Below are 20,006 nucleotides of genomic sequence, written 5' to 3'. Positions count from 1 at the left end.
ATGGTTCCCGATCACCGGCTGCACTGCGTCGTGCGGCCGCAGCCGCCGTCCGCCGGCGAGGGCCTGCGGCTGGGGATCTGGCAGGGGAGCGGCAGCGCCGGCACCCCCGAGGCCGTCGAAGAGAACCTGGAGCGCCTCGAGCAGGTCTGCGGGCTGGCGGCGGGCCACGGGGTGCAGCTGCTGGCGTTCCCCGAGCTTTATCTGAGCGGCTACATCGTCACGCCCGCCATCGCGCGGCGGCTGGCGGAGCCGGTGGACGGCCCCAGCCTGGGGCGGGTGGCCGCAGCGGCGCGCCGCCATGGGCTGGCGGTGGCCTGTCCCTACCCCGAACGGGCCAGCGTGGCCGGTGAGGAGCGCTTCTACGACGCCATCGCCCTGTTCGACCGGGACGGCAGCCTGCTGCGCAACTACCGCAAGACCCATCTCTGGGGACCGGACGAGAAGCGCTGCTGGAGTGCCGGCTACCGCCATCCGGAGGAGGGGGCGGCCTTCACGGTGCAGCCGGTGAACGGGGTGGGGGTGGGCCTGCTCAACTGCTACGAGGCCGAGTTCCCCGAGCTCACCAGGCGCCTGGCGCTGGAGGGGGCCCGGCTGGTGCTGATCCCCACGGCCGCCGATGTCTGGGCCGAGCTCAGCACCGGCGAGCGCACCGACCGGCCCTATCCGGACGTGTCCCGCACCCTGATCCCGGCCCATGCCTTCCAGAACGGCTGCTTCGTGGCCTACGCCAACCGCTGCGGCGAGGAGACGGTGAACGGCCGGGTGATGGCGGCCTACCTGGGCAACAGCGTCATCTGCGGCCCCCATGGCGACGTGCTGGCGGCGGCCCGGCCCGAGGCCACCCTGCTGATCGCCGACTGCCGGCCCGGCGAGTACGGGCCCACCCACCCCGCTGCCACCCGCTACCACGAGGACCTGCGGCCCGAACTCTACTGACAGCGGCCGGCCGGCCGGCCACGCCGGAGCAGGGGCGCCGGTAAACTATGTAAACATTTGTTGCGTGTCCATGGCTGCTCCGACTCCCAGCTCTTCCGACCTGGCGCGCTACCTGGAGGCCCGTGGCGAGATGGGCAAGCCCTGGGTCTGGCACCTGCTGCGGCTCAGCAAGCTCAAGGAGGCCAAGGACACCATGGAGCCGAACGAGTACGTCGAACGGCTCGGGGAGGCCCACGCCGACCTGATGCGGCTGGGCGAGTTCTGGAAGGGGCGGGAGGCGGAGGTGTTCGGGGGCCGCTACCAGCCCGCCCAGGTCATCGAGCCCCTGCCCGGATCCCCCGAAGACCGATGAGCCCCACCCCGACGGCACAGCGCTATCCGATGGCGCCGCTGATCCGGTTCACCCTGCTGGCCCCCTACCTGGCCCTGGTCCTGCCCCTGCCGGTGCTGGCGCCCGAAGCCCTGCAACGGCCCCTGCTGCTGGCCGCCATCGCCGGCCTGCTGCTGGTGGTCGCCATCACCAGTGAGCGGGTGGAGCTCGACGAACGGGAGCTGCGGGTGGGCCATCCCCCCTGGTGCTCCTGGCTGCTGCGCCGCGGCTGGCAGCTGCCCTGGGATCGCATCACCGCCCTCACCCCGGTGACCACCAGCCAGGGGGGCAGGGTCTACTACGTGCGCAGTGCGGGGGAGCAGGGGGATCGCAGCGGCGCCGCCTGGCTGCTGCCCCAGCGGGTGGCCCGCTTCGACGACTTCCTGGAGCGCTTCAGCGCCGCCACCGGCATCGCCACCAAGGGAATCGGCCGGATCAGCCCGCCCTGGACGTACCGGCTGCTGGCCCTGCTCTGCGGCCTCCTGCTGGCGGGGGAAGCCACGGCCCTGATCCTGCGGTCCGCCTGAGCAGATCCTACCTAGCTGTCGGATAAGGGCCTAGTTGAGGCGGGAGGAGCTGCCGGGGGAGGTGACCAGCAGACCCGAGCCGGCGGCGCCAGCAGCTTCCTCGCTGAGCTCGGGCAGGGTGTCGAGGCTGAAGCGGTAACCCTGCTGGCGCATCGTTTCGATCGCGCCGCCCTCGCCGAGGCCGGCCTGTTCGAGCTTGCGGCGCAGGGTGAGCACCTGGGTGTCGACCGAGCGGGGGCCGCCGCTGAAGGGGGGCCAGGCCATTCGCAGCAGTTCCTGGCGGCTGCGCACCACCCCCGGGGGCATCAGCAGGGCGCAGAGCAGGGCGAATTCCCGCGGGCTGAGCTCCACCGGCTGGTCGCGCAGGGTGACCTGGCGCAGCAGCAGGTGCACCTCCAGGGGGCCCACACAGACCCGTTCCTGGAGGCCGCTGCCGCTGCGACGCAGCAGGGTGCGGCAGCGGGCCGCCAGCTCTTCAAGCCCGAAGGGCTTGCGCAGCACGTCATCGGCGCCGGCATCGAGCAGGGCCACCACGGGCTCCGAGCCGGAGCGGGCCGTGAGCACCATCACCTGGCAGTGCAGCTGGGCGGCGAGGCGCAGGGCCGAGGTCTCCTCGAGCAGTTCGGCGCTCACCAGCAGATCGGGGGATTGCTCCTGGCAGATCTCCAGGGCTTCGCGGGCGGTGGCGACGGCCGCGGCCAGGTGCCCATCCTGACGCAGACGCTGGGCGAGAACGGTGCGGAGGGTCGCGTGGGGGTCCACTACGAGAACTCTCCGAGGGGTTCCTCCTGGATCAGTCAGCTTGTCCTGGGCCACGGGCATCTCCTCGGCATCACGATGAAATCAGAAGCGGAAGTGCCGACAGCCGATTGAGTGTGTCAACGCTAACTGGAAATGTGCGGAGACGCCGGTGACGGGCGATGCCTTGTCAACTGTCCGCTCCCGGATGACGGTCCCGGCACGGCAGGATGGTGCCATCTGCCGGCTTTCGCCGCCACAATGACGCCAGGGGCCCGACCCCAGCCATGACAGCACTCCAACACCCCGACGCGATCCGCCACTTCCAGTCCCTGTGTGATGCCTGCCAGGCCCTGTCCGATCGTCACCACGGACCCTCCGAGCTGCGTCTGTACGCGGACGGCTACCTCCATGCCCTGCGCCGCACGGCCGTGCTGGACCACCAGTCCCAGCGCCGGCTGGAGGAGCTGATCGACCGCTGGATCCAGGACCCGTCCAGCTTCCTGGGGCCCGACGGCCAACCCCGCCTGATGATGGAGCGCAGCCGCTACTGACCAGCCGCGGCGGACCTGGCACCTGCGTCGTGGTGCGGTCGGGGCCTCAGGAGGCCAGGGCCACTTCCAGCTTCTCGCGCAGCTCGCCGCTGTTGTACATCTCGATCAGGATGTCCGAGCCGCCCAGGAACTCCCCTTTCACATACACCTGGGGGATGGTGGGCCAGTCGGAGAACTCCTTGATCCCCTGGCGGATCTCCATGTCGGAGAGCACGTCGAACGTCTCGAAAGGCACACCCAGCGACTGCAGGATCTGGACGACGTTGTTAGAGAATCCACACTGAGGCATCAATTTGTTGCCCTTCATGAAGACCACCACCGGGCTGGCGCTGATCAGGGCGTCGATGCGTTGACGGGTGCTGGCATCCATGGTCGGAATCGCGAAAGGGAACGTCAGGAGGGAAGGGAGGTCTGCAGCGCCAGGGCATGGATCGCCTCGCTGGCCAGCTCGCTGCGCAGGGCGCCGTAGACGAGCTGGTGCTGGCGCACCCGGTTGAGGCCGGCGAAGGCACCGGACACCACCCTCACCTGCAGGTGATCGCCACCCCCGGTGAGATCCTCCACCTCAACGGCGGCATCGGGGAGGGCGCGCAGGATCGCGTCCTTGACCTGGTCCGGTTGCACCATGGCGGCGGGGGTCGGGGAGATGACGGAAGGCTGGAATCTAAGGACGATCACCCACCGGCGGTCGATCCCGGCGCGGTGTAGGGGGTGATCACGAAACCCAGCTCCACCAGCTGCTGGTAGGCCTTGCGCCCGCCCTCGTTGGTGGGGGTCATGATCTTCACCACCTCCACCAGCAGGGGGATCGCCACCTCCGGCTCGTTCTGGCGGCGGAACAGGGCCGCCAGCCGCAGGTTGGACTCGGCCAGCAGCGTCAGCGCCTCCCGCCCCTTGTCGTCCATCTCGCGGGGGATGCGGGCGTCGAGACCGCGGAAGGAACCGCTCAGGTCGCGGTAGAAGCCGAGCAGGCGGCGGCTGGCGTCACGCGCCAGGTCGTAGAGGCGCCGGCCCTCGGCCAGGTTGCCGCCGGCCACGGCCGCATCACCCCTGGCCAGGAGGGTCTTCACCGAGGAAAGGTTGAGATCGGTGCCGGCGGGCTGGACCGTCTGGGGGGTGGCCTGGGCCCGGGCCGGCGGCTGAAGGAGCGGCTGGGCGAGGGCCAGCAGGGCCAGGCAACTGCCGCAGACCCCGGCCAGGCCCGATGGCCGGGCGGATCGAAGGGAAGAAACGGCGGAAGGCCTGATCACGTCGACGCCTGACGGGTAACGGCCGAACTTTACGGGGAGCCGATCGGGCGACCCACCTCGGCGCGGGCCGCTTGCTCGGCCGACTCCATGGCGGCGGCGAGCTCGGCGCTGAAGTCCAGGGCCGCCTGGCGACCCTGACCCTCCGCCCGCAGGGGGCGGCCGAAACAGAGGGCGGCCCGGTCGCCGGGCCTGGGATCGGCGTGGCCGTAGGCGATGCCCACCGGCACCACCGGCACCTCCACCCCCTGGCTGGCGGCCAGCAGGGCGAGGCGGGCCAGCCCCTGGTGCAGGCGGATCGGGCCGTCCTCGCGCCGGATGCGGCCCTCGGGAAACACCACCAGCTGCTGTCCGCAGGCCAGCAGCTCCACGGAGAACCGCAGGCTGGCCAGGGTGGGGCGCCCCTGGTTGACGGGAAAACAGCCGAGACGGTGCAGGAACCAACCCTGCAGACCCTTCATCTCATCGGCCGTGACCATGAAGCGGCAGTCCCGGCCCGTGACCCGGCGGCCGGCCCCCCAGGGGAGCATCAGCGCGTCCCAGCGGGCCCGGTGGGTGGGGGCCAGCAGCACGGCTCCGTCGCGGGGCAGATTCTCGCGATCGAGCACCTTCAGCTCGCTGAAATAGCCCTGGAGAGCCAGATCGATGGTGACCACCATCGCCACCGGGGACAGCCAGGGGCTGATGCCGTTGCAGAGGGAACGCTCCCGCCGGCTGATCACCGGGGAAAGGCCTGCTCCGGAGGGCGTCTGCGCCGCCAACACTCTCGATCCGGCAGAACGTCGATGTCGACGCTAGGGGCTGGATCCCCCCCTTGAAGGCCGGCGGCGGGCAGTTGGGCCTGCGGCCGCTCCCCCGGCGACCGATACGGTGCGGTCAGGATCGCTTCAGCCACCTGCCGCCCATGGCCAGCCTCGGGGTCAACATCGACCACATCGCCAACGTGCGACAGGCCCGCCGCACCGTCGAGCCCGATCCGGTGCGCTGCGCCCTTCTGGCCGAGCTGGGCGGCGCCGACGGCATCACCGTGCACCTGCGGGAGGATCGGCGCCACATCCAGGACCGGGACGTGGAGCTTCTGCGGGCCACCGTCCGCACCCGGCTGAACCTGGAGATGGCTGCCACCGCCGAGATGGAGGCGATCGCCCTGCGGGTCCGGCCCGACATGGTGACCCTGGTGCCGGAACGCCGGGAGGAGGTGACCACCGAAGGGGGCCTGGACGTGGCCGGACAGGTGGAGAGCCTCGCGCCCCTGACGGGGCGCCTGATGGAGGCGGGCATCGGCGTCAGCCTGTTCGTCGATCCCGACGACGCCCAGCTGGAGGCCTGCCGCCACTGCGGCGCCCGCTGGGTGGAACTGCACACCGGCGCCTATGCCGAGGCCGCCTGGGGGGAGCAGCCGTTCCAGCTGGCCAGGATCACCGAAGCCACCGCCATCGCCCGGGGGCTCGGCCTGCGGGTCAATGCCGGCCATGGCCTCACGTATCACAACGTCGAACCGATCGCCGCGATCGAGGGGATGGAGGAACTGAACATCGGCCACACGATCGTGGCCCGCGCCCTGGTGGTCGGCCTCCAGGAGGCGGTGCGCCAGATGCGGGCGCTGGTGCAGAATCCCCGCCGCGACCCGCTGTTCGGCGACCGCCAGCCCTGAGGCCCCTCCCGCCATGACCCGCTACCACTTCGTCGCCGCCAGCCGTGCCTTCCTGCTTGAGGAGGAACCCCTGGAAGAGGTGCTGCGCGAGCGCCGGCGCAACTACGCCGAGAAGGACAAGGCCATCGACTTCTGGCTCCTGGAGCGCCCCGCCTTCCTGGAGGCTCCCGAGCTGGCCGCCGGCCTGGCCGCCGTGCCGAGGCCGGCGGCGGCGGTGGTGTCCACCGACGAGAAGTTCATCACCTTCATGAAGCTGCGGCTGGAATTCGTGGCCGTGGGCAGCTTCGATGCCCCCAGCGCCACGATTCCCGACCCGCTGGCCACCCTGAGCTGACCCTGGGGCGGCGGCGGGGGCGGGCGCCGGAGCGGCAGTTCAGAACAGGCCCAGGAAACGGCGCCGGGGCGCGTCGGGACCATCCTCCTGGTCCGATTCCGCGGGACGGGGTTTGCCCTGGCCGCCGTCCTGCTGGTAGCGCGGCTTGCTGTCGCCGATGGTGAGGGGGGCCTCCTTGTTCTTCCACCAGATCCAGTCCCGGATCGGCGGCGTGTTCTGCAGTTCCCAGCGGGTCAGACCCAGCCCCAGCCGCGAAGAGGCATCGAGAAGCACGTCCAGCATCTGCTCGCCGTCACTGCAACGGGCCAGGGCCTCGTTGGTGCGCTTCGCCCCGTCGAGGGCCTTCACCAGGGCGTTGACGCGCTGGGTGACCGGCAGATTCTTCAGGTCCATCGCCCGTTGCCTCCAGGGTGCACCGAGGGCGCACCGTATCAGCGCTGGAGGCCCGCCGGCGCCGGCGGGGGTGACAGAAGCCCACTCCAGAGGCAACACTTGGGGGGAAGCATCCTTCTTGATGACGTTCCCGGACCGGCGTCCACCCCATCACCGTCCGCCCCAGCACTGGGTCATCGGAGATGTGCATGGATGCGCGGACGCTCTGCAACGCCTTCTGGTCCAGTTGCCGGCCGGCGACCGTCTGGTGTTCTGCGGCGATGTGATCAACCGCGGCTCCCGCATCGAGGAGTCCATGGAACTGGTCTGGGACCTGGTGCGTCGCCAGCGGGCGGTGTGGCTCAAGGGCAACCATGAGCGGGACCTGGTGCGTCAGCTCGACACGGGCCTGGCGCCCGGCCGTCCCGACCTGAACGGCAACGACACCTACCGCCAGCTGGGGGCGGCCCGCTGCCGCCTCTGGCGCGACCGCCTCGACCAGCTGCCCCTCGCCTACTGGGGTCAGGGCTGGGTGGCCACCCATGCCGGTTTCGATCCCCGCACCTGGCAACCCGACCTCAACGTGAGACTGGCCTTCTGGCAGGCCTACGACAACCGCTTCGGTGAGGTGATCGTCGGCCACACCCCCGGGCCCGGCCTGCGGAGAGTCGGCTCGATCGTCCTGCTCGACACCGGTGCCTGTTACGGCGGCGACCTCACCGCCTACTGCCCCGAAACGCGAGAGACACGTCAGGTCAGCAACCTGGCAGCGGCGGGCAACACGGTGGCCGCCCCGTCCCCCGGCCCGGCGCTGAGCCGCGCCCTCTGAGCCCACCCCTTTGCTGACGGTCTTTCGCAGCAACCGGGCCGAGTTCCTGGCTCGCGTGCTGGCCACCCAGCTCCGCCTGTACCCGCCCGATCCGTTCGAGCAGGTCCAGGTGGTGGTCAACACCTGGCCCACCAGCCGCTGGCTCGGCGAGCAGCTGGCCGAGCACCTCGGCGGCATCGCCGCCAACCTGCGTTTTCCCTTCCCGGGCAGCCACCTGCGCCAGCTGGTCGACCAGCTGCTGGCCCCCGCCGGGGAGGTTCCCGCGGCCGGAGGCGTCGATCCCTGGCGTGCCGACCGCCTTGTCTGGCCCCTGCTGGGCCTGCTGCCGGCGGTCGCCGCCGCGCCGGAAGGGGAGCCGCTGCGCCGCTGGCTTGCGGACAGAGGGGCGGGTGCCCAGCTGGAACTGGGCCACTGGCAGCTGGGGCGGGCGATCGCCGATGCCTTCGATGACTACGCCCTCTACCGGCCCGAGCTGCTGCGGGCCTGGGAGGGCGGCCAGGCTGTGGATGGCCACGGCCGGCCGCTGCCCGACAGCCAGTGCTGGCAGCCCCTGCTCTACCGCGCCCTGCGGGCGGAGCTGGGCGCCGAACCGTTCGGACGCCGGGTGCAGGAACTGATCGCCGGGCTGCGCCGCGGCGGCCCCTGCCCCGAAGCGGGCGGCCCGCCCCTGCGACTCTTCGGCCTGAGCAGCATGGCGCCGATCCAGGTGCAACTCCTGCAGGCCTTCAGCCGGCACCGGAATGTGGACCTCTACCTGCTGACGCCGTGCCGCGATCTCTGGCAGCGCTGCGGCGAGCGCCGCCGGGAGCTCAGTGACGCCCTGGCCCTGCGCCAGCCGCTCGACGCCGCCTGGCTGCTGGAGGCCCCTGGCCTGGAGGCCCGCTTCGGCCGCCTGGGGGGAGAGTTCCAACAGCTGCTCGAGGGCACCGGTGAGGCCCAGCTGGGGGAAGAGCAGGAACGGGACCTCTTTTTCTGGCCCGCCAGCGGCCATGCACCGGCCCCCCTGCTGGCCCAGCTGCAGGAGCAGCTGGCCGATCCGGACAGGATCCCTTCGCTGGCCATGGACCCGGAGGATCACTCCCTGGAATTCCACGCCTGTCCCGGTCGCCTGCGCCAGGTGCAGATCGTGCGCGACCGACTGCTGCAGCTCCTGGCGGCCGACCCCGGCCTCGAACCGCGGGACATCCTGGTGATGACGCCCGACATCGACGGATTCGCCCCCCTGGTGGCCTCGGTGTTCGGCGATGGCCACGCCACGGGCGTGGAACTCCCCTGGCGCCTCACCGACCGCAGCCAGCAGGACGGGGCGGGGATGGGCAGCACCCTGCTGCTGCTCCTGGAGCTGGCCGGCACCCGGCTGACCGCCACCGGCCTGGAGACCCTGCTGGGCTGCCGGCCCCTGCTGGAGCGGTTCAGCCTCGAGCTGGCCGAGGCGACCCGCCTGGTGGAGGCGCTGCAGGAGGCGGGCTTCCGCTGGGGCCTGGACGGCCAGGAGAAGGACCCGCCCTGCCACAGCCTGGCCTGGACGATCGACCGGCTGCTGCTCGGCCTAGTGCTGCCCGCCGATGCGGGCCTGGCGCCCGGGGAGACCGCCCCGTGGGAGGCGGGGGTGCCCCTGGAGCTGGCCGGCCGCTGGCTGCACCTGCTGGGGCGGCTGCGCCACTGGCTGGCGGAGCTGCGCCGGGGCGGCACCGTGGGTGTCTGGGCAGAGCGGCTGCGACGGCTGATCGATGACCTCTTCGGGGACACCGACGACGATGCCGGCGAGCGGCCCGAGCTGATGGGGGCCATCGACGCCTGGCAGACGGCCGCCGGTCCCTGCGCCCTGTCCCTGGAGGCGCCGGTGGCGGCGGCCGCGCTGCGGGAGCTGCTCGGGGCCGAGAGCGGCCGTTTCGGCCACCGCAGCGGCGCCCTCACCATCAGCGCCCTTGAACCGATGCGGGCCATTCCCTACCGGGTGATCGTGCTGATGGGGCTGGATGCGGGCCTGTTTCCCCGGCCCGGCGACCGGCCCGCTTTCCACCTGATGGAGGGCCAGCGCCAGCTCGGCGATCCCCACCCCGCCGACCAGGACCGCTACGTGCTGATGGAGGCCCTGCTCTCCGCCCGGGACCATCTGCTGCTGAGCTGGAGCTGCCGCGACGACCGCACCGGCGCCGCCCTGCCCCCCTCCGGACCGGTGGGCCAATGGCTGCAGTGGCTGGCCGGCCAGCTGGATGCGGAGGCCATGGGGCAGCTGCTGGTGGAGCACGCCGCCAACCCCCTCGACCGGCGCAACTTCCTGCCCGCCCGCGGGCGGGAGCCCCCCAGCTGCGACCGGCGGCTGCTGGAGGCGGTGCGCCGCCTGGCCGGCGATCGGCCGACACCGCCACCGGCGCTGCTGGCCGGAGCGACCCCTCGGGAGGCTCCCCCCGCAGGCGAGAGCGAGGCCTACGCCGACCTGCGGGACTGGCTGGTGGCACCCCAGACGCACTGGCTGCGGTCCCTGGGCCTGCGGCCCGGGGAGTGGGAGAAGCGGGTGGACGACCTCGAGGCCCTGGCCCTGGGGGAGAGGGAGCGCTCGTCCCTGCTGCGGGCGACCCTCAGCGAGGCGGACACCGGCGGGGAGGCCCCCCTTGAGGCGGCCGACTGGCTCGACCGGCACCGTGGCCAGGGCCTGTTGCCGCCAGGGGCAGCGGGCGCCATGGAGGCGGAGCTGCTGCAGCGCCGCTGGACGGGCCTGGCGAACGCCCTGGAGGCCCTCGGCCCGCCCCGGCGCTCCAGCCACCACTGGGGCCCCTGGCAGGCCGCGGTCCCCTGGCGGGGCGAGGCCGTCGTGCTGGCGCACACGGCCCAGGCCCGGGTCAGCCACCGGCTGGAGCTCTGGCTCCAGCTCCTGCTGGCCAGCGCCGCCGGTCCCGCCCCGAGCCGGGGGGTGCTGATCGCCCGGGACGGCGATGGCTACGTGCCGGTGATGGAGCTCACGGCACCGGAACCGGAGGCGGCACGGGATGAACTGGAGCGTCTGGCCGGCCTGCAGCGCCAGTGGCGCAGCAGGGGATGGCCGGTGCCGCCGGAGACGGGCTGGAGCCACGTGACAGGCGAGCGCAGGAAACCCGGCCAGGGACCGGCCCGGGCCGCCGGCACCTGGGAGGGGTCCGGCTTCCACGCCGGCGAGCGGGATCGGGCCGAGATGGAGGCCTGCTTCGGCGCCGGCCTGCCGGCGGACGATCTGCTGACCCCGGAAGTCCTGACCCTGGCGAGCGACCTCTTCTCCCCCCTGCTGGCGGCGGAGGTGGAGCGATGACCGTCGCAGGCGACGGCCCCTGCGGGCCCGAGCGCTTCGAGGCCAACGACGTCAGCCTCGATGACGGCGTCGTGCTGCTGGAGGCCAGCGCCGGCACCGGCAAGACCTTCGCCCTGGCCCATCTGGTGCTGCGGCTCCTGGCCGAGAAGCGGCTCGGCCTGCGCGAGCTGCTGGTGGTGACGTACACCAACGCCGCGGCGGCGGAGCTGCGCGATCGCATCGGCCGCCGGCTTCAGCAGGCCCTCACAGGCCTCCAGGCCCTCACCGGCCTCCAGCCCCCAGACGGCTGGGCGGCGCCCGATCCGGTGCTGGCCGAATGGCTGGAGCGCCAGCCGGAGGAGACCGGCGCCCGCGCCACCGTGCAGGGCCTGCTGCTGCTGGCCCTCGAGGAGCTCGACGCCGCCGACATCACCACCATCCACGGCTTCTGCCAGCGCACCCTGCGGCGCCACGCCATGGAGGCCGCCCGCCCCCCTGAGCTGACGCTGGAGACCGACGCCGCCGACCTGGTGCGCCAGATCGCCCACGACTACTGGCAGCAGCAGGTGCTGACCCTTCCCCTGCATCTGGTCGAGGGGCTGGCGGAGGGCATCGGCCTGGGGGATCTGGAGCGGCTGCTGCTGCAGCTCGATGGCGACCCTGGCCTGGCCCTCGATCCCCTGCCGGCGGGCCTGGGCCTGGAGCGGCCGCTGGCGGAGCAGCTGGCGGCGCTGTGGGAGGAGCCCTGGGCACGGTTCCGGCAGGCCTGGTCGGACGGGGGCCGCGACCTGGAGCAGGCCTTCCGCGCCGCCGCTGCGGAATGGCGGGCCACCGGTGCCAGCGCCACCACGCCCTATGCCGTCAGGCCCAGAAGCGATCGCAGCGAGCTGGTCGACGCCTGGCTCGTCCAGCAGCCCGAAGGCGGCAGCTACGCCGCCCTGATGGCCCAGAAGGAACTGGGGTCCTATTTCCACCCCGAGCCCTTCTGCCGGGCGGCGCGGAAGGCGGAAGGGGCGGAGCGGGAGATCCGGCTGCCCGGCCATGGGCTCCTGGAGGCGGTGGCCGCCCTGCGGGAAGGCCCGGCGGAGGCGGTGCTGCTGCATGGCTGCCACTGGGGGCGGGCGGAGCTGGCCCGACGCCGGGCCCGCAGCGGCAGCATCGGCTTCGCCCAGCTGCTGGAGGGACTCGACCCCGGCCCGGACGCCACCGCCCCCACCCCCCTGCTGCGGGCGGTGGGACAGCGTTACAGGGCCGCTCTGATCGATGAGTTCCAGGACACGGACCCGGTCCAGTGGCGGATCCTGCGGCTGGCCTTCCCCGGCGACGTCCACCTGCTGGTGATGGTGGGGGATCCGAAGCAGGCCATCTACCGCTTCCGCGGCGGTGACCTGGACACCTACCGGCTGGCCCGCCGCAGCGCGGCGCGGGTGCTGGCGCTGCAGGAGAACCGCCGCTCGACTCCGGCGCTGATCGGGGGCCTCAACGGCCTGATGGCACCGGCGGGCCTGCCCCGCTCCGGCCTGCCGGTGCCGGCGGTGCTGGCCCGTTCACGGCGGAGCGGACCCGACGGCATGGCGCCGGTACGCCTGCTCTGGCTGGGGGGCGATCGGGGGGCGGGCGATTCCCTGCCGAGCCGGGGTGGCCTGGAGGACCGCCTGCCCGCCCTGGTGGCCGACGCCGTCCTGCAGCTGCTGGAGCAGGCCCCCGCCCTGGCGGTGGGCGACGGGCGGCCACCCGGCCCCCTGCGGGCCGGCGACATCGCCCTGCTGGTCCACAACCACCGCCAGGCGGAGGAACTGCGCAGCGCCCTGGAGCGGCGCCAGATCGCCAGCCGACTGGTGAGCAAGGCCGACGTGTTCGCCAGCCCGGCCGCCACCGCCCTGCAGCGGCTGCTCGATGCCCTGGCCGATCCCGCCGATCCCGGCCGTCTGCGGCTGCTGGCCGCCTCCCCCCTGCTCGGCTGGTCGGCGCGGCGGATCGCCGAAGCCGCTCCGGCCGAGTGGAGCGAACTGGCCGGCCGGCTCCAGGCCCTGGCCCGGGACCTGCCCCATCAGGGACCGCTCGGGGTGCTGTCGCGGCTGGTGGACGGCGAGGGGCTGGCCCGGCTGAGCGTCAGCGGCCGGCTGCTGGCCGACCTGCAGCAGGTGGCCGAACTGCTCCAGGAGCGACTGCACGTCGAACGGCTCTCCCTGGCGGCCGCCGCCGACTGGCTGCGGCGCCTGCGTCTCGACCAGACCCGGGCCAGCGGCACCATCCCGGAGTCGCACCAGGCCCACAGCGACAAGGCCGACGAGGCGGTGACGGTGATCACGGTGCACCGCAGCAAGGGACTGGAGTTCCCCGTGGTGATCTGTCCCTACCTGTGGCAGGCGGCCGGCACACCCCCCGCCGGCGGCCACCGGGTGGGCCTCCGCTGGCATCCGCCCGGCGGCGCCGGCGCCCACCTCGACCTCCACCTCCGTCCTGCCTGGGGACGGGGATGGCCGGCGCTCCGCCAGCACCGGGATGCGGAACGGGCCGAGCGGGAGCGGCTGGCCTACGTGGCCGTCACCCGGGCCCAGCACCTGCTGCTGCTCGCCTGGGGGCCGGCGAAGGGCCAGCAGGCCAACCCCCTGTACCCCTGGCTCTTCCCAGGCGACCCCCTGCCCGACCCCGAGGACGATGCCCCCATCAGCGGGCGCAGCGACGGGGACTGGCTCCTGCGGCTGGAGGAGGAGATCGGGCGTCGGGCCCTGGGGCTCGAGCTGCACCAGGTCGCCGCGGAGCCGGGCGCCCCGCGGACGCTGGCGCCGGCACCGGCGGCGGTCGATGCCCTGCGCTGCGGGCCGGTGCCCCGGCGCACGCTGGACACGAGCTGGAGCCGCAGCAGCTACACCGGCTGGACCCGCTCCGCCCACGGCGCCGGCGTCTCGGAGGCGACCCTCGACCAGGGCCGCGACACCAGCGATCCCAGCCCCGAAGGCGAGGCTCCGGAAGGAGCCGACGCGGCCCTGTGGCCAGAGCAGGGTCCCCTGGCCGGCTTCGCCCGCGGCCCGGGGGCCGGGGACTGTCTGCACCGGATGCTGGAGCAGCTGGACTACCGGGTTCCCACCGACACGCCCGCCAGCCAGGAGCTGGTGGAGCGGGAGCTGCGCCGGGCCGGGCTGGAGGCGGAAGACCTGGAGCCGCTGCTGCGGGGCCTGGAGCAGGTGCGCCTCACCCCCTTCGGCGGCGGGCTGGGCTCCCTCCGGGTGGCCGATCTCGGGCCGGAACGCCGGCTCAACGAACTCAGCTTCGACCTGACCCTCGGCTTCGTCAGGGCGGCGCAGCTGGCGGCGGCGTTCGCGGACCATCCCGGCGGCGCCTTCGGTGCCGCCTACGCCGCCACCGTGGGCAGCCTGCCGGTGGCCAGCCGCGGCTTCCTCACCGGCTCGATCGACCTGATCTTCACCGCCACGGATGCCGATGGCCAGGAGCGCTGGTGGGTGGCCGACTGGAAGAGCAACTGGCTGGGCCGGCGGGACGGCGAGGGCAGACCCCTGGCCTGCGGCCCCCGCCACTACGGCCGGGAGGCGATGGCCGCCCTGATGGCCCAGAGCCACTACCCCCTCCAGGCCCACCTCTACCTGGTGGCCCTGCACCGCTACCTGGCCTGGCGCCTGCCCGGCTACGACCCCGAGCGCCATCTGGGGGGGTACGCCTACGTCTTCCTGCGCGGGGCACCCGGAGCAGCGGGGGCACAGGCCCCAGGCGGAGCGGTGCCGGGCATGTTCGTGGAGCGCCCGCCCCTGGGCAGGCTCCTGGCCCTCAACGGGGCCCTCGGCGGCCATGCCGCCGCCGACAGCGTCGAGGGGGCGCCATGAGAGACCCCCTCTTCCCCACCCCCCAGCCCTGGGTGGCAGCCCTGGCCCTCGGCCTGGCCGAAGCCCTGCCCCGCCTGCACGGCACCCCCGCCGATCCCCTGGTCGGCGAGCTGATCGCCGCCCTCACCGCGGCCCTGGCCCGGGGTGAGCTGGAGCTGGACCTGCGGGGTCCGAGACCGGCGGAGGTCAGCGAAGGACCCTGGCCGGAGGGGCACCGCCGGGCCCTGGCGGCCAGTCCGCTCTGCAGCGATCCGGACGGTCCCCTGGCCCTGGATGAGGATCGGCTGCAGTGGCGCCGCTGGCAGCGGCAGCGGCGGGCGGTGATCGAGGCCCTGATCGCCCGCGCCGGGGCCGTCGAACCGGGCGGCGTCGGCGAGGCCCCCAGCGATGCGGAGCCCGGCGATGCGGAGCCCGGCGACCCCCGCAGCCTCGATAGCCGGCAGCGGCAGGCGGTGGCGGCGGTGCTTCGCCACGGGCTGGTGCTGCTGGAGGGGGGACCCGGCACCGGCAAGACCAGCACGGTGGCGGCGATGATCGCGGCCCACCGGGCCAGCCAGCCCGACGCCCGCGTCCATCTGGCGGCGCCCACCGGCAAGGCGGCGGGCCGGCTGCGGACCGCCACCGGCGGCACCCTTCCCTGCACCACCCTGCACCGGCTGCTGGAAAGCCGCGGCGACCGTTTCGGCCGCCACCGCGGCCGGCCCCTCGACCTCGACCTGCTGGTGGTGGATGAGGTCTCGATGGTGGATCTGGGTCTGATGGGGGCCCTGCTGGAGGCCCTGCCCAGCACCTGTCGGCTGGTGCTGGTGGGCGACCCGGCCCAGCTGCCGCCGATCGCCCCCGGGGCCGTGCTGGAGGACCTGCAGCGGCCTGAACACCGCCTCCGGCTGGGGGACGCCGCCATCACCCTGACCACCACCTACCGCAACGCCGGGGCCATCGCCGCCGTGGCCGCCGCCCTGCGCCAGGGGCTGGGGGCCGCCGCCGGCCCGCAGGATCCGGATCCGATCGCCGCCATCCGCCCGCTGCTGCAGGGCCTGGAAAGCACCGACAACCTCCAGTGGCGCCCCTGCTCCCCCCTGACCCTGCCGGCGGAGCTGCTGGAGCGGCTGCGCCGCCACCAGGCCGAGCTGGCCCGGCTGGCGGGCCGCTGCCGGCCGGGCTCCGAGCAGGGATGCCGGGCGCTGCTGGCCGAGCGGGACCGCCTGCTGGTGATGGCCCCCCAGCGCCAGGGCCGCTGGGGTCTGGAGGCGATCCATCGGACCCTGCTGGGGGGCCGGCGGGACGGCGATCTTCAGGATCTCCCCCCGGGCACCCCCGTTCTCTGCCGCCGCAACCTGCCGGAACTGGACCTGGCCAACGGCGATGTGGGCGTGCTCGTGGGTGGCCCCGGGCCCTCGGCACGCCTGCTGTTCGGGGACGGGGAGGGGGAGGGGGAGCCGCTCTGGATCCACCCCGGTCAGCTGGGCGGCGCCGCCGAGCCGGCCCTGGCCCTGACGGTGCACAAGGCCCAGGGCAGCGAAGCCGAGGAGGTGATCGTGCTGCTGCCCAGCGGCGGCGACCGCGACGGGCGGCTGCTCTACACCGCCCTGACCCGGGCGCGTCAGGGGGCCCTGCTGCTCAGCGCCGGGGAGGACGGGCCCGCGGCGGGGGAGGAGCCGTAAGGCTTCTTCATTCATCGCCACAGCCGGCAATGTGTCTACGAAAAGTGAACCGCACGGAGGCAGCTCCGACCCCTGTTCCATACTTCGTCCATCGGCGCGGTTCCCCCGGGCCGAACTCACCGGAGCCCCTGCTCCAATAGTCTCCACCGCTGGGATCTCTCCCTTTTCGGGAGCCCCTTGATTCCTCGAGTCCCCCCTTGAGGAATGCCCTCCTGCATCGTCACGAAGGTGCGAACCGGCCCCACCGGATCAAACCTTTCAGGTGCCCCGAGGTCGACAGGGACAACCCCATGGATTCCCTGGCCCCAGGTGGTTCCGGTCAGTCTTTTTTCTCACCTCCCTCGCCCCCTCCCGCCGCCATCGTTCCGGACCCGCTGACCGTGCCGTTCTCCGCGCCACTGAAGGTGCCTCTGTCTGCGATCCCTGCCGAGTGACGCGATGACGGAACGGACCCAGCGGCCCTGGGGATGGTTCGAGACCCTCGCCACCGGCCCCGGCTACCTCGTCAAGCGTCTGCGGATCACGGCGGGGCAACGCATCAGCCTGCAGCGCCACCGCCAGCGCAGCGAACACTGGGTGGTGGTGACGGGCGAAGGGGTGATGGAAGTCGACGGCGGCTCGATCACCGCCTGCCCCGGCGCCACCCTGTTCGTCCCCCGGGGCGGCCTGCACCGGGCGTCGGCCGGAGCCACCGACCTGGAGATCATCGAGGTGCAGCTGGGCGAGGAGCTGCGGGAGGAGGACATCGAGCGTTTCGACGACGATTACGGCAGGGTGGTAAAGTCTCATTTCAACCTTTGAGCAAGGGCAAGGCAGCCCGGGTGCAAGGCACCCATCTCCAACGGTCCGCTGCCGGCCTGCGTTGAAAAGGATTCACCAGGCTCCCGCATCCCGTGACCCAGATCATTGACGGCAGCACCCTCGTCGGTGCTGTCGATTCCCAGGCGGCCCTCGCGCAGCCCTGCGAGGCCGAAACGGTCTCGTCCCCCATCTCCCTGGGGATTGCCACCGACATCGATTTCCCCGAAGCGCCGGAATCCGCCCTTCCCCTGGTCGTCATCCCTGCCGATGACGCCGCTACCGAAACGGCCGCCGCTGAAACTTCAGCGACCGAAGCGGCCCCCGCTGAAACGGCAGCAACCGAAACGGAAGCTCCTGTCAGCGCCTTCGCCGCCTTCGGCCTGCGCCGCGAGCTGCTGGATGGCCTGGCGGCCATCGGCTTCGAGGAGCCCTCGCCGATCCAGAAGGCCGCCATCCCCGAACTGATGCTCGGCCGCGACCTGGTGGGCCAGGCCCAGACCGGCACCGGCAAGACGGCCGCCTTCGGCCTGCCCCTGCTGGAGCGCCTCGATCCCGGCCAGCGCACCCCCCAGGTGCTCGTGCTCACCCCCACCCGCGAACTGGCGATGCAGGTGGCGGAGGCCTTCAACAGCTACGCGGCCTGCATGAAGGGCGTCAAGGTGCTGCCCGTCTACGGCGGCGCCGACTTCCGCGACCAGATCCAGCAACTGCGCCGGGGCGTCCAGATCGTCGTGGGCACCCCGGGGCGGGTGATGGACCACATGCGCCAGGGCACCCTCGACCTCTCCGGGCTGCGCAGCCTGGTGCTGGACGAGGCCGATGAAATGCTGCGCATGGGCTTCATCGACGACGTCAAGTGGGTGCTCGAGCAGCTTCCCGCCGAGCGTCAGGTGGTGCTGTTCTCCGCCACCATGCCCCCGGAGATCCGGAGGATCTCCCAGAACCATCTGAAGAACCCGGCGGAGGTCACCATCCGCCAGAAGGCCGCCGACGGTCGCCGCATCCGCCAGCGGCACCTGGTGGTCAACGGCCCCCAGAAGCTCGAGGCCCTCGAACGGGTGCTGGAAGCCGAGGGCAGCGAAGGGGTGATCATCTTCGCCCGCACCAAGGCCATCACCCTCACCGTGGCCGAGTCCCTCGAGCAGCACGGCTACGACGTGGCGGTGCTCAACGGCGACGTTCCCCAGACCCAGCGGGAGCGCACGATCGAGCGTCTGCGGGATGGCCGGGTCAATGTGCTCGTGGCCACGGACGTGGCCGCCCGGGGCCTCGACGTCGACCGTATCGGCCTGGTCATCAACTACGACATCCCCTTCGACGGGGAGGCCTACGTGCACCGCATCGGCCGCACCGGCCGCGCCGGGCGCAGCGGTGAGGCGATCCTGTTCCTCACGCCCAGGGAGCGGCGCTTCCTCGGCGGTCTGGAGCGGGCCGTGAACCAGCCCATCGAACCGATGGAGGTGCCGGGCAACGCCAGCATCAACCAGCACCGCCTCGACCGGCTGCGCCAGAAACTCACCACCGTCCTTCAGCAGCCCGCCTGCAATCCCGAGGAAAGGGCCCTGCTGGGCGAGATCCTGCAGCGGGTGGCCCAGGAACAGGCCTGCACCCCCGAGCAGCTGGCCCTGGCCGCCCTGGAGCTCGGACTGGGTGGCAAACCCCTGCTGCTGCAGGGCGAGGAGCGCTGGGGCCAGGGCCGTGCCGGCGCCCCCACCCGGGACCGCGACCGTGACCGGGGTGAGCGGGATCGGGGCGGGGAACGCCGCCCCTTCAACGACCGTCACCAGGAACGCGGCGAGGACGGTCCCGAGGACAACATGGAACGGTTCCGCATCGAGGTGGGCTGGCGGGATCGGGTCAAGCCCGGCAACATTGTCGGCGCCATCGCCAACGAGTCCGGCCTGGCCGGACGATCGATCGGGAAGATCCGCATCTTCGACGCCCACAGCACCGTCGACCTGCCCAAGGGCATGCCCGACGACGTCTTCGCCGACCTGCGTCGCCTGCGGGTGATGAACAAGGAACTTCAGATCTCCCGGCTGGGCTCCTGACATCCCCTCAGCGGCGCTCCTCACGCCAGTCCCCCATGCCTACCCAGCAGCGGCCCCCTTTGGCTTCCCTCCGCTCCCGGCGCCTGCCGGGCCTGGCCGGGCTGATCCTCGGCGTGGTAGCTCTGGCGGCCTTCGGGCCGCTGGAGCGCCGGGCTGAGGCGGCCTCCGGCCCCATCCTCGAGGTGGTGCGCTCCATCTGCCTCTCCGCCTTCGAGACGGAGCTGGCCCAGTCCGGGAAAAAGGCCCCGGACGGGATGGCCAGCTTCGCCTGCGACTGCGTGGCCGATCGCATCTCCAGCGGCAGCAGCATCGCCTCGGCCCGCAGCAGCTGCCGGGACGCCACCTCGAAGCGCTATCCGATCTGAAGCCCGATCAGGCGCCTGGGCAGGCCATCAGGCGCAGAGCCGGGTGACCTGCTCACAGCCCGTCACCTGGAGCTCGCTCACCGCGAGCTGCTCCACGGCGGCGATCAGGGTCATCTGCACCTCGTGACTTTCGCTCGCCACCAGGACCTGCAGCAGGTCGAACAGATCCTGGGAACCGAGCTCTCCATCCTCACGCCAGGTGAGGCTCCAGGGCACAGGGGCGGCTTTCATGGGATCAACTGGATCAGGGTTTGCTGACAATGGAGCGTCGCCGGCGGGGGTGGGGAGATTTTTTTGTTTTCCTTCGCATCTGCTTCAAACTTCGCCATGGAGGCCCGGGTCACGGTTGTAGGCTTCCCAGAATTCCATGCCGCTCTGGCTCCCTTCGGCACGCATCGACGGCTCGGGCCCAACGGAACCGGACCCGACCCTGGGTCCGGTTCCAGCTCCATGCCGA

The 20,006-nt window shown here is 72.4% G+C and carries 20 protein-coding genes; 13 read left to right on the top strand and 7 right to left on the bottom strand.

Annotated features, from left to right (window positions below):
• From CJZ86_RS01320 to CJZ86_RS01310, 3 genes are all read left to right on the top strand, one after another.
• On the top strand, nt 1-936 hold the full coding sequence (locus tag CJZ86_RS01320; protein WP_094584153.1) for a carbon-nitrogen hydrolase family protein: 936 nt from the start codon (nt 1-3) through the stop codon (nt 934-936).
• A 70-nt stretch (nt 937-1,006) separates the two neighbouring features.
• Nucleotides 1,007-1,288 carry a hypothetical protein gene (locus CJZ86_RS01315; protein ID WP_094584152.1) on the top strand — a complete coding sequence of 94 codons (282 nt, stop codon included), beginning with the start codon at nt 1,007-1,009 and terminating at the stop codon, nt 1,286-1,288.
• Nucleotides 1,285-1,833, top strand: a complete 549-nt coding sequence (locus CJZ86_RS01310; protein ID WP_094584151.1) for a hypothetical protein — start codon at nt 1,285-1,287, stop codon at nt 1,831-1,833. Before CJZ86_RS01315 ends, CJZ86_RS01310 begins: the two co-directional genes overlap by 4 nt.
• Nucleotides 1,834-1,863: 30 nt before the next feature.
• On the opposite strand, the gene CJZ86_RS01305 is transcribed toward CJZ86_RS01310, so the two are convergent.
• The gene (locus tag CJZ86_RS01305) at nt 1,864-2,655 is read right to left on the bottom strand and encodes a response regulator transcription factor (protein WP_094584150.1); all 792 of its coding nucleotides are present in this window, start codon (nt 2,653-2,655) and stop codon (nt 1,864-1,866) included.
• Nucleotides 2,656-2,858: 203 nt separating this feature from the next.
• On the opposite strand from CJZ86_RS01305, the gene CJZ86_RS01300 reads away from it, so the two are divergent.
• A complete protein-coding gene (locus tag CJZ86_RS01300) occupies nt 2,859-3,125 on the top strand; it encodes a DUF6761 family protein (RefSeq protein ID WP_094584149.1) in 267 nt (88 codons plus the stop codon).
• 46 nt (nt 3,126-3,171) lie between these two features.
• Here the strand turns inward: CJZ86_RS01300 and grxD are convergent, their stop codons facing one another.
• From grxD to CJZ86_RS01280, 4 genes are read right to left on the bottom strand one after another with little or no spacing between them, the layout of a single operon-like run.
• Nucleotides 3,172-3,495 carry a Grx4 family monothiol glutaredoxin gene (gene grxD / locus CJZ86_RS01295; protein ID WP_094584148.1) on the bottom strand — a complete coding sequence of 108 codons (324 nt, stop codon included), beginning with the start codon at nt 3,493-3,495 and terminating at the stop codon, nt 3,172-3,174.
• Between the two features lie 23 nt (nt 3,496-3,518).
• Complete coding sequence (locus CJZ86_RS01290) at nt 3,519-3,752, bottom strand: BolA family protein (protein WP_094584147.1); 234 nt, start codon at nt 3,750-3,752, stop codon at nt 3,519-3,521.
• Between the two features lie 47 nt (nt 3,753-3,799).
• Nucleotides 3,800-4,375, bottom strand: a complete 576-nt coding sequence (locus CJZ86_RS01285) for a hypothetical protein (RefSeq protein ID WP_094584146.1) — start codon at nt 4,373-4,375, stop codon at nt 3,800-3,802.
• A 29-nt stretch (nt 4,376-4,404) separates the two neighbouring features.
• Nucleotides 4,405-5,094: a lysophospholipid acyltransferase family protein gene (locus tag CJZ86_RS01280; protein ID WP_094584145.1), complete on the bottom strand. Its 690-nt coding sequence runs from the start codon at nt 5,092-5,094 to the stop codon at nt 4,405-4,407.
• A 182-nt stretch (nt 5,095-5,276) separates the two neighbouring features.
• On the opposite strand from CJZ86_RS01280, the gene CJZ86_RS01275 reads away from it, so the two are divergent.
• Entirely contained in the window at nt 5,277-6,026 is a 750-nt protein-coding gene (locus CJZ86_RS01275; RefSeq protein ID WP_094584144.1) for a pyridoxine 5'-phosphate synthase, read from the top strand.
• Between the two features lie 13 nt (nt 6,027-6,039).
• The gene (locus tag CJZ86_RS01270) at nt 6,040-6,360 is read left to right on the top strand and encodes an MgPME-cyclase complex family protein (RefSeq protein ID WP_094584143.1); all 321 of its coding nucleotides are present in this window, start codon (nt 6,040-6,042) and stop codon (nt 6,358-6,360) included.
• Nucleotides 6,361-6,399: 39 nt separating this feature from the next.
• Here CJZ86_RS01270 and CJZ86_RS01265 read toward each other — a convergent pair whose 3' ends face one another.
• Nucleotides 6,400-6,753: a hypothetical protein gene (locus CJZ86_RS01265; protein WP_094584142.1), complete on the bottom strand. Its 354-nt coding sequence runs from the start codon at nt 6,751-6,753 to the stop codon at nt 6,400-6,402.
• 121 nt (nt 6,754-6,874) lie between these two features.
• On the opposite strand from CJZ86_RS01265, the gene CJZ86_RS01260 reads away from it, so the two are divergent.
• The 7 genes from CJZ86_RS01260 to CJZ86_RS01230 all read left to right on the top strand — a co-directional run bounded on the left by CJZ86_RS01260 (nt 6,875) and on the right by CJZ86_RS01230 (nt 19,549).
• Complete coding sequence (locus tag CJZ86_RS01260; RefSeq protein ID WP_094584141.1) at nt 6,875-7,561, top strand: metallophosphoesterase; 687 nt, start codon at nt 6,875-6,877, stop codon at nt 7,559-7,561.
• Nucleotides 7,562-7,571: 10 nt separating this feature from the next.
• Nucleotides 7,572-10,847, top strand: coding sequence for an exodeoxyribonuclease V subunit gamma (locus CJZ86_RS01255; RefSeq protein WP_094584140.1), 3,276 nt, complete (start codon nt 7,572-7,574; stop codon nt 10,845-10,847).
• The gene (locus CJZ86_RS01250; RefSeq protein WP_094584139.1) at nt 10,844-14,668 is read left to right on the top strand and encodes a UvrD-helicase domain-containing protein; all 3,825 of its coding nucleotides are present in this window, start codon (nt 10,844-10,846) and stop codon (nt 14,666-14,668) included. The genes CJZ86_RS01255 and CJZ86_RS01250 overlap by 4 nt, the downstream gene beginning before the upstream one ends.
• Nucleotides 14,665-16,332: an ATP-dependent DNA helicase gene (locus CJZ86_RS01245; RefSeq protein WP_094584138.1), complete on the top strand. Its 1,668-nt coding sequence runs from the start codon at nt 14,665-14,667 to the stop codon at nt 16,330-16,332. Before CJZ86_RS01250 ends, CJZ86_RS01245 begins: the two co-directional genes overlap by 4 nt.
• A 438-nt stretch (nt 16,333-16,770) precedes the next feature.
• Nucleotides 16,771-17,133 (top strand): phosphomannose isomerase type II C-terminal cupin domain, encoded by a 363-nt coding sequence (locus CJZ86_RS01240; RefSeq protein WP_094584137.1) that lies wholly within the window; start codon nt 16,771-16,773, stop codon nt 17,131-17,133.
• 92 nt (nt 17,134-17,225) lie between these two features.
• Nucleotides 17,226-19,184: a DEAD/DEAH box helicase gene (locus CJZ86_RS01235; protein ID WP_094584136.1), complete on the top strand. Its 1,959-nt coding sequence runs from the start codon at nt 17,226-17,228 to the stop codon at nt 19,182-19,184.
• 59 nt (nt 19,185-19,243) lie between these two features.
• Nucleotides 19,244-19,549: a hypothetical protein gene (locus CJZ86_RS01230; RefSeq protein WP_094584135.1), complete on the top strand. Its 306-nt coding sequence runs from the start codon at nt 19,244-19,246 to the stop codon at nt 19,547-19,549.
• 27 nt (nt 19,550-19,576) lie between these two features.
• On the opposite strand, the gene CJZ86_RS01225 is transcribed toward CJZ86_RS01230, so the two are convergent.
• Complete coding sequence (locus CJZ86_RS01225; RefSeq protein WP_094584134.1) at nt 19,577-19,780, bottom strand: DUF8633 family putative protein; 204 nt, start codon at nt 19,778-19,780, stop codon at nt 19,577-19,579.
• Nucleotides 19,781-20,006 lie beyond the last annotated feature (226 nt).

Source organism: Synechococcus sp. BO 8801, from assembly GCF_002252675.1.
Classification (GTDB): Bacteria; Cyanobacteriota; Cyanobacteriia; order PCC-6307; family Cyanobiaceae; genus Cyanobium.
Note: the sequence above shows the minus strand (reverse complement) of the source record. Positions and strands in the feature narration are given on the sequence as shown.